Below are 9,324 nucleotides of genomic sequence, written 5' to 3'. Positions count from 1 at the left end.
ATTCTGCATAAAGTTCTACAATTCCTTTGATAACAGTGGTTTTTCCTGTCCCTGGTCCTCCAGTTAGAATCAACATTGGCGACATTAACGCAGTTTGGATGGCCTCACGCTGTGTTGGTGCATATTGCACACCCAGTCGTTCCTCTAAACTTCCTAATGAGAGAAGGAATTCAGACTCCGGAAATTGGTCCTTATATTCTGTTTGTGCAAGGATCCGCTGTATGTTCGTTACCAGCCCTTTCTCGGCAAAATACAAGGATGGCAAGTACACACGCTTCTCTTCACCAACTAATTTACCCTCTTCTTGAAGCTTGATGACTTCATTTGAAATATCTATGTATTCAATTTGATCACGTTTGTTCTCTTCTAAAAGTGCTTTTACTTGTTCTAATAAATCCTCAGCATGTATGTATACATGACCCGTCTGCATGCTTTCATTTTCAAGGATGTAGAGGCAGGCTGCTTTAATCCGGTCAGGATGATTTCCTGTTATGCCAAGTTGGTAACCTAGCTCATCAGCTCGGCCAAAACCGATTCCTTCAATATCTTCCACTAATTTGTAGGGATTCTTTTGCATAATCTCAAGCGTCTGATCTTTATAGGCTTGATAAATCCGCATGGAGATCTGAGGTCCAAAGCCGTATTGGTTTAAAGCCACCATGACTTGCTCTAATCCTTGATGCTCCATAAGTGTATCGTAGAGCATTTTTGCTTTTTCAGGAGGGAGTTTTGGAATGGAATCAAGCAAGGACGGCTGGTTGAGAATCTTTGAGATGGCATCTTCTCCTAAGATTTCAACAATGTTTTCAGCAGTTTTTTTCCCAATACCTTTAAACATCTCTCCCGATAAATAATTTATGACCCCTTGTTTTGATTGGGGCATGTCTTTGCGGAAATGATTGGTATGAAATTGCAGACCAAACTTGGGATGATCCTTAAATTCACCGAAAAAGATATAGGTCTCCTGTTCATGGATTTTTGGAAAATAACCAGTGACCACAGCTTCTTTGTCCTCATATGGATGGTTTGTTTCATCGACTCTTATTCGCAAAACCGTATAAAGGTTTTGTTCATTGTGAAAAATGGTGACAATCGGTCTGCCCTTTACAAATTTCCCCTGTTCAGCGAATAAATCCAATGTGTCTTGCTTTTCCATTTGGCTCCCTCCCTTCTCAAAAAAAATTGATTATTATTGGTTACTTTCTAATAATTTTTTCGCGTGACCTGCCAGCAGATGGTCTGGCTGAATGTCTAGTGCTTTATTTAACATTTCTAATGCTTTGGTTGGATTGTCTTGAAAAGCGTAGGAGACACCTAAATTATAAAAGGCATCGGAATGAGTTGGATCCAATTCGATACATTTTTCAAATTGAATGACAGCCTCAGCGATTAATTCTAACTGTGCCAGGCATAATCCGTATTGAAAACGAGCTTCTGCATCGTTCTCATTTAACTCCACACTTCTTTGTAAGTAAGGGAGTGCAAATTTCCCCTGATCCAACTGAACAAGCGTCAGCCCTAACATGAAATAATTATCACTGGATTGCAGACCTTTTTTCATGGCCGTCTCAAACATATTCTTAGCTTCGTTAAATAGGTCTTTGCTAAATAACAAAGTTCCAATACTATAATAAGCCGCCGCAGCGTTTTCATCTATTTCAATTGCTTTTTGATAAAAGTTAAGAGCCTTTTCGTCGTCCCCAACCGCTGAAAGTACATTCCCGAAATTAATATAGGCAACCGGGTCGTTTGGGTTTTCTTGAATGGCTTCATTAAAGGACTTTGCCGCTTCTTCCAGATTGCCTTCCTGCATGTATTGAACACCTAATTGGTTTTTATCCATTATTACCACTCCAATCTAAGAGAAAGTATATCATATTTTTTAAAAAAATAACCTGAACAAAAAAACCTGACTCCGTTTATAGGAATCAGGTTAAATCTATCCAACATATGTTAAACGTTGGCCATTTTTAAAAACTTGATCAATGGTTCCTCCGCCGAGACATTCATCACCATTGTAAAACACAACAGCTTGTCCTGGCGTGATCGCGCGAATTGGTTCGTCGAAAATAACTTCCACTTGATTATCTTCCAAGAGACGAACGGTTACGTGATTGTCTTCCTGGCGATAGCGGAATTTTGCAGTACATTTGAATTCAGTTGATTTTTCCCTGTCAGATACCCAGCTGACACCTACAGCCGTAATCGAGTCTGAATAGAGTTTTTCATTATGAAAACCTTGGCCGACATAAAGGACATTTCTTTCTAAATCCTTACCAATCGCAAACCATGGTTCACCAGAACCGCCAATCCCTAGACCATGACGCTGACCAATTGTGTGATACATTAAGCCTTCGTGTTTACCTTTTACTTCACCTGCGAATGTCTCCATGTTCCCTGGCTGAGCCGGTAAATATTGACCTAAGAACTCTTTAAAATTCCGTTCACCAATAAAACAAATCCCCGTGCTATCTTTTTTCGTAGCGGTAGCAAGGTTTGCTTCCCTAGCAATTTCCCGGACTCTTGGTTTTTCTAGATTTCCAATAGGGAACATTACTTTACTTAATTGTTCCTGGGTCAATTGGTTCAAGAAATACGTTTGATCCTTATTTTCATCCAGACCGCGGAGCATTTTATATTCCCCATCCCGATACTCAACTTGAGCATAGTGACCGGTAGCTAAATAGTCCGCCCCTAAATTCATTGCATGTTCAAGGAAGGCTTTAAATTTAATTTCCTTATTGCACATAACATCCGGATTAGGGGTCCGTCCTGCTTTATATTCTTCAAGGAAATAGGTAAATACCTTATCCCAATATTGTTTTTCAAAATTAACTGCATAATACGGAATGCCGATTTGGTTACAAACACGTATAACATCTTCATAGTCTTCTGTTGCTGTACAAAAACCGGTATCATCCGTGTCATCCCAGTTTTTCATAAAAATTCCAATGACATCGTAGCCTTGCTGCTTCAACAAAAGTGCTGCTACAGAAGAATCTACCCCACCAGACATTCCGACTACCACTCTTGTGTTTTTCGGATCTTTTGTTTCCAATGAACTTCACCTCTCTATTGCCAAAAAGCTTTTACTAAATTTATTTTTTCAAACGTTTAACAATTCTTGCTGTTTCTTCTGCTGCCTTAACAACGTCTTCAATGGTTGTATTATAGCCAAAGCTGAAACGAATCGAATTAGTCAATCGTTCTGAGTTTTTACCAAACATGGCAACAAGCACGTGGGAAGGTTCAATTGAGCCTGCTGTACAAGCTGAACCGCTCGATACAGCAATTCCAGCTAAATCAAGATTGACCAGCATTGCTTCCACACTTGTCCCAGGAAAGCTTAAGTTTAATACATGAGGTAAAGAATTTTCAAGTAATCCGTTTATGTCAAATTTTACATCCAGCTCTCGCAGCTTATCGATCAACGTACTTTTCAGTTCAAGGAATTGTTTGCGCTTAGCCTCTCGATTTTCATTTGATATTAAAACAGCCTCATGAAAACCAACAATCGCGGCAATATTTTCAGTCCCTGCCCGTCTTTTTCTCTCCTGCTCACCGCCGAAGGAACGTGGAGAAAGCTTTATATTTGATCTTGAATAAAGGAAGCCTACTCCTTTTGGTCCATTTATTTTATGGCCAGAGACAGATAATAAATCAATGAAGCTATGATTGACATCAATATCTTCAACGCCATATGCTTGGACAGCATCTGTATGGAAGATTGCTTGATGCTCCTTTAATAACAGTCCAATTTCTGAAATTGGTTGAAGTGTTCCCACTTCGTTGTTACCATACATAATCGACACCAATATAGTATCTTCTCTTAAGGCTGCTTGCAGCTCAGCCAGCGAAATTTGCCCATTTTCGTCCACTGGTAAGTAAGTAACCTCAAAACCCATTTTTTCTAACTTATGACAAGCATGAAGAACCGCATGGTGCTCTACTTCAGTGGTAATAATGTGTTTACCCTTATGCTGATACGTTTCAGCGACTCCAAATAACGCCATATTATCTGCTTCTGTTCCGCCACTTGTAAAAATAATCTCGGTTTCCTTTGCGCCAATGCTGCCTGCTAGCACCGATCGTGCCTGATCAATCAGGTGACGAGCTTCCCTCCCATAAGAATGGATACTTGAAGGATTCCCGAAAGTTGATTGCATAACCTCAAGCATTTTTTCAATAACCATGGGATGCATAGGCGATGTTGCCGCATGGTCGAGATAGATTCGTTCCACATTTACACCTTCTATCAAAATAATTCTCAATGTTACTTTTTTACCCTAAATATAAAACATATATCCTTCTGGCGTTTCGTCATTACTATGATTTGCTAAATCCTCTAAGGTAGTATTGTCCAAAACGTCCTTTATGGCATCCCGAATTCGAATCCACAATTCCCGCTTAGCAGGTTCTTCATCTTCAATCCCTTCAACCGGTGCAATCGGCCCTTCAAGGACACGGATCACATCACCAGCAGTAATTTTGGATGGGATGTTAGTTAGGATATAGCCGCCGTATGCACCACGAATGCTTTTTACTAAACCTGCATTACGCAATGGGGCAATTAATTGTTCTAAATAATGTTCGGATAAATCATTCGCTTGTGCAATTGTTTTTAATGATGTTGGACCCTCGCCGTGCTTTTTGGCAAGTTCAATCATAATCGTTAAACCATAGCGACCTTTTGTTGAAATTTTCATATCGCACCTCTATTCTTATCTATAAAATATCAATTAAAATCCTTAGTAATTTGATAGGCATTAAAATTATATCATATTCTACTTTAATATGCTTTTTCAATGGAAAATGGTAAAGTAAGGCTATATATAGTTAGATTGTATTAAATTTTGGAGAGATGTAACATGCAGCAAAAGCCTTTAGCATTTAGGATGCGGCCTAGAACAATTGAAGAAGTTGTCGGGCAGCAGCATTTGGTTGGGGATGGAAAAATCATATCAAGAATGGTGAAAGCGAAACAACTGACCTCGATGATTTTATATGGTCCGCCCGGTATAGGCAAAACATCCATTGCCAGTGCGATTGCCGGCAGCACCAAATATGCCTTCCGCACACTTAATGCTGTCACGAATAATAAAAAAGATATGGAAATTGTTGCAGCGGAGGCAAAAATGTCTGGAAAAGTCATTTTGCTTCTTGATGAAGTCCATCGTTTAGATAAAGGGAAGCAGGATTTTTTATTACCATACTTAGAAAACGGGATGATAGTTTTAATTGGTGCTACCACGAGTAATCCTTATCATGCCATCAACCCAGCAATCCGGAGCCGCTGTCAGATCTTCGAGTTAAAACCACCCACACCAGATGAAGTAAAATTGGCCTTACATCGTGCCCTCGAGGATGAGGAACGCGGGTTCGGAAAGATAAAGGTAGAAATCGCCGAAGAAGCCTTGCTGCATTTTGCCCAAGGATCCAATGGGGACGTAAGAAGTTCACTAAATGCCTTAGAATTAGCTGTATTGTCAACGGATACAGATGAAAATGGCATCATTCATATCGATGTAGAAACAGCAGAAGAATGTTTGCAAAAAAAGAGCCTTGTTGCCGATAAAGACGGAGATGGGCATTATGATGTCCTATCAGCCTTTCAAAAGTCGATCCGCGGAAGCGACGTTAACGCTGCACTCCATTATCTTGGCCGATTAATCGAAGCAGGGGATATGCCAAGTATCAGCCGAAGATTAATTGTGATTGCCTATGAAGATGTCGGGTTAGCTAATCCACCAGTTGGTGCACGCACATTAGCTGCGATTGAAACGGCTGAGAGAATTGGCTTTCCTGAGGCAAGAATCCCACTTGCAAATGCGGTGATTGAATTATGTCTGTCACCAAAATCGAACTCGGCAGTTTTGGCTATTCAGGCTGCACTCGAAGATATCCAAAAAGGCATCGTTGGCGAAGTACCTGACCATCTAAAGGATGCTCATTATAAAGGAGCAAAGGAACTTGGCAGAGGAATCGACTACAAGTACCCACATGACTATGAGAACGGCTGGGTCCCGCAGCAATATCTACCCGATAGGTTAAAACACAAACAATACTACCAACCAAAGAAAACAGGAAAATTCGAACAGGCCCTCGCCATCGTATACGAAAAGTTAACAAGGAAAAAATAAGGTGTCAGGCACCATGTGAATTCTTCACATGGTGCCTGACACCCCTTTCTATTTTATGAGGCCACATCCCGTTTCTTGAAGACTGTGAAGGCTAAGAGTTGGAATACGGCGAAGTAGATGAGCAGCATGATGATTGAGAATGTCATCGACATCCCTTCGACCATTGGTGTCCCTTCTACATATTGCATAAGGTTTGTGTTGGCAAACAAGATGTATTTAGCCCAGCTAAATTTAAGGGACAATAGGACAGTAAATTGAGCCCCTGTGAACAATAAAAACAATGATAAGCCGATAGCTAAGGAACTATTTCTGAATACAGATGAAATCATGAAGGCCATCGTCGCTAACATAATCGTATCAATCGAACTTAATCCGTAATAGATCATTAAATGGATAATAATAGGTTGTTCCGTTACTTGGCCATTGGAATAATTCAAATATGGTACAGCATGGTCTGGCATTCCAAAAAGAAGTGCCCCTAGCAAAGCCGAGAAAACAAATAAAATGCCGAGCATTAATAATGCGAACAATAATACAGTCAAATATTTCGAGATCAATATCTTGCTGCGGTTAATCGGTCGTATTAATAACAATTTGATGGTTCCCCAGTTGAATTCACTGGCGACAATTCCTGCTGAAATAATAATTGTAAATAATCCAGGCAGGATAATCAGCTGGGACGCATCTTTTACAAATGTCCAGACATTATATTTTTCATTAAAGGGGATATGATGCTTGATGCGGTAATCATTTATTGCGATTTCCTCTTTATAAAATTGCTTCTCCAGCTTTGAAGTGCTTTGTTTCATCTGCTTCTTTAGGGCTTCATTTTCCTGCACTAATGTCTGTTCCCAATTTTTATCGAGGTTGAAATCCTTTTCTTGATATTTGTGAAAGATGCCAAAGATAGCAGTAATGACTACAAGGATGGCAATCATTACATAGGTCCCAGGCCGTTTAAAAATTTTCATCCATTCATTTTTAATTAAGTTAACCACGGCTTGGCCCCCCTTTTTCAGTTGTCAATTCAAGGAAACGATCTTCTAACGTCTTCGCAATTTCTTTGATCGCAAAAACTTGAATATCTTCTGATACGAATTGTTTAATTAGAATCGGAATTTTTTGTTTTGGAAGTTCAACAGTTATTCCATTCCTTGAAAGGTTTGCTCGAACATTGGGAAAATGAGCTTCAATCAGGTTCAAGGCTTTATCCGCCGGGACTACTTCTAGTTCATAGGTCGTTTCAGAAGCGCCGTGGACAAGTTCCTGGACAAGCTGCACATCAATTAAGCGGCCATTTTGGATAATGCCAATCCGGTCACACATCATTTCCATTTCTGAAAGCAGATGACTTGAAACAATCACAGCGAGATTTTTTTCACGTGCTAAGAGACGGACATAGTCGCGGATCTCTCGGATGCCAGCAGGATCTAATCCATTTGTTGGTTCGTCCAAAATTAATACTTGAGGATCATGTAAGAGACACTGAGCCAATCCTAGTCTTTGGCGCATTCCAAGAGAATATGTTTTTACCTTATCGTGGATCCGATCAGTTAATCCTACTAGTTCTACTATTTCGGCAATCTTTTCTTTGGAAATACCATTTGCCATTCTTGCATAGTGAATTAAATTTTGGTAACCCGTCAAGAATTTATACATTTCTGGGTTCTCCACAATTGCACCGATATGACGAACAGCCTCTTCAAAATTAGTCCTTATACTGGAACCTCCAACCTCAATGTCTCCGGATGTAATCGCCATTAATCCTACAATCATTCGAATCGTTGTTGTTTTTCCGGCGCCATTTGGACCTAAAAAGCCAAATACCTCTCCTTTATTTACCTGAAAGCTTATATTATCTATGATCGTTCGTCCTTTAATGACTTTCGTTACGTTTTTCAACTCGACAATTTTTTCCAAACTCTCTCTCCTCTCTATGTATTCTCACACTAGTTTATCTTATTCTAGAAAAATTTACCTCCTATATGATATTAGCAAAAATGGTTTCGCTAAATTTTAACAAAATATACATATTCCTTTCTCTGTCTGTTGCCTATTTTTTGTAAGATAATATTAGGTTCTAATAAATAAGAGGAAGTGGATTATGGCCTTAAAGTCTCGTTCTGAGTCAGTTGTATTAAAAATCATGAGATCTTTAAACACGCGAAGCAATTTATCTACAAAAGAAAAGAAATACTATTTTAAGCTTGAAAAGGGCTATCAAGGTGAATTAATGTTTGATAAGTTAACTGAAAAGCTTCAAAGTGATATGTTAGTAATAAACGATTTATGCTTTGAGTTTAATGATAATATTTTTCAAATTGATACTTTAATCATTGCTCAATCTACAATTTATCCATTCGAAGTAAAAATTACTCCGGAGATTATTTTTACGATTTTGAAGGGTTCCATAAAATATCCGGGCCTGATATCACTAATCCCTTAGATCAGATAGGACGTAGTAAATTATTACTCCGTCAATTGCTAAAAAGTCTCGGCTATAATATACCTATTGAACCATCTGTCATTTTTATAAACCCCGAATTTACCTTATACCAGGCCCCTCTAAACCAGCCGATTATATACCCAACACAGATTAATGCCTATATGAAAGAATTCGACAGGACCCCTTCAAAACTGAATGAAAGGCACAAAAAGTTAGCGGATCGATTAATATCTTTGCATTCAAACAAATCACCTTATATCACCCGGGTACCTATTTATGAATATCGAAGCGTAAGTAAGGGGGTTATTTGTTCAAAGTGTAACTGTTTTATGGCACCTGGTGGAGATAAGGTATTAGCGTGCATTAAATGCGGGGATATAGAAACAATTGAGTCAGCAGTAATACGCAGCGTGGCGGAATTAATGTTTCTTTTCCCTGATATAAAAATTACTACTGGATTGGTATTTGAATGGTGTGGGGCAATTTTATCTAAGAAAATTATTAGAAGAATCTTGATGGAAAATTTTAATGCAGTAGGATATGGCCGTTGGTTCTATTTTGAATAAATTGTTATTTTAATAAAAGTATTACTCGACGCCTCTTTATTTTTTAGATTGGTTCCTAGGCACTTTAAAACGAAAATACTAATTGCTTCTTTGGTTGTGGTAACGTATTTTCATCCTACGTTACCTTCACTATCTCATTTGAATAGGTTCGGTCTCGTAGAACCTTTCTACG

The 9,324-nt window shown here is 38.9% G+C and carries 9 protein-coding genes and 1 pseudogene; 3 read left to right on the top strand and 7 right to left on the bottom strand.

Annotated features, from left to right (window positions below):
* The 5 genes from V7659_RS15805 to cymR form a co-directional block, all read right to left on the bottom strand.
* Window positions 1-1,156, bottom strand: a 1,156-nt coding sequence (locus tag V7659_RS15805) for a helix-hairpin-helix domain-containing protein (protein WP_335540808.1), incomplete at its 3' end; no start/stop codon positions are given.
* A gap of 33 nt (window positions 1,157-1,189) precedes the next feature.
* Window positions 1,190-1,843 carry a tetratricopeptide repeat protein gene (locus V7659_RS15800; protein WP_335540807.1) on the bottom strand — a complete coding sequence of 218 codons (654 nt, stop codon included), beginning with the start codon at window positions 1,841-1,843 and terminating at the stop codon, window positions 1,190-1,192.
* A 96-nt stretch (window positions 1,844-1,939) separates the two neighbouring features.
* Window positions 1,940-3,058 (bottom strand): tRNA 2-thiouridine(34) synthase MnmA, encoded by a 1,119-nt coding sequence (gene mnmA, locus V7659_RS15795; protein WP_335540806.1) that lies wholly within the window; start codon window positions 3,056-3,058, stop codon window positions 1,940-1,942.
* Window positions 3,059-3,098: 40 nt separating this feature from the next.
* Entirely contained in the window at window positions 3,099-4,241 is a 1,143-nt protein-coding gene (locus V7659_RS15790) for a cysteine desulfurase family protein (RefSeq protein WP_335540805.1), read from the bottom strand.
* A gap of 45 nt (window positions 4,242-4,286) precedes the next feature.
* On the bottom strand, window positions 4,287-4,706 hold the full coding sequence (cymR, locus tag V7659_RS15785) for a cysteine metabolism transcriptional regulator CymR (protein ID WP_026563476.1): 420 nt from the start codon (window positions 4,704-4,706) through the stop codon (window positions 4,287-4,289).
* A gap of 162 nt (window positions 4,707-4,868) precedes the next feature.
* On the opposite strand from cymR, the gene V7659_RS15780 reads away from it, so the two are divergent.
* Window positions 4,869-6,140 carry a replication-associated recombination protein A gene (locus tag V7659_RS15780; protein WP_335540804.1) on the top strand — a complete coding sequence of 424 codons (1,272 nt, stop codon included), beginning with the start codon at window positions 4,869-4,871 and terminating at the stop codon, window positions 6,138-6,140.
* A gap of 53 nt (window positions 6,141-6,193) precedes the next feature.
* Here the strand turns inward: V7659_RS15780 and V7659_RS15775 are convergent, their stop codons facing one another.
* Both V7659_RS15775 and V7659_RS15770 read right to left on the bottom strand, forming a co-directional pair.
* A complete protein-coding gene (locus tag V7659_RS15775) occupies window positions 6,194-7,138 on the bottom strand; it encodes an ABC transporter permease (protein ID WP_335540803.1) in 945 nt (314 codons plus the stop codon).
* Window positions 7,131-8,060: an ABC transporter ATP-binding protein gene (locus tag V7659_RS15770; RefSeq protein ID WP_335540802.1), complete on the bottom strand. Its 930-nt coding sequence runs from the start codon at window positions 8,058-8,060 to the stop codon at window positions 7,131-7,133. The genes V7659_RS15775 and V7659_RS15770 overlap by 8 nt, the downstream gene beginning before the upstream one ends.
* Before the next feature lie 184 nt (window positions 8,061-8,244).
* Here V7659_RS15770 and V7659_RS15765 point away from each other — a divergent pair.
* Together V7659_RS15765 and V7659_RS32130 are read left to right on the top strand one after the other, a co-directional pair.
* A pseudogene (locus V7659_RS15765) lies at window positions 8,245-8,615 on the top strand (nuclease-related domain-containing protein); the annotation flags it as partial.
* Between the two features lie 300 nt (window positions 8,616-8,915).
* The gene (locus V7659_RS32130) at window positions 8,916-9,152 is read left to right on the top strand and encodes a hypothetical protein (RefSeq protein ID WP_420491733.1); all 237 of its coding nucleotides are present in this window, start codon (window positions 8,916-8,918) and stop codon (window positions 9,150-9,152) included.
* The last annotated feature ends 172 nt before the right edge of the window (window positions 9,153-9,324 follow it).

It is taken from the genome of Neobacillus drentensis (assembly GCF_036966985.1).
Taxonomy (GTDB): Bacteria; Bacillota; Bacilli; order Bacillales; family Cytobacillaceae; genus Neobacillus; species Neobacillus drentensis_E.
The sequence above is the reverse complement of the archived record's forward strand: the minus strand, read 5'-3'. Positions and strand labels throughout refer to the sequence as shown.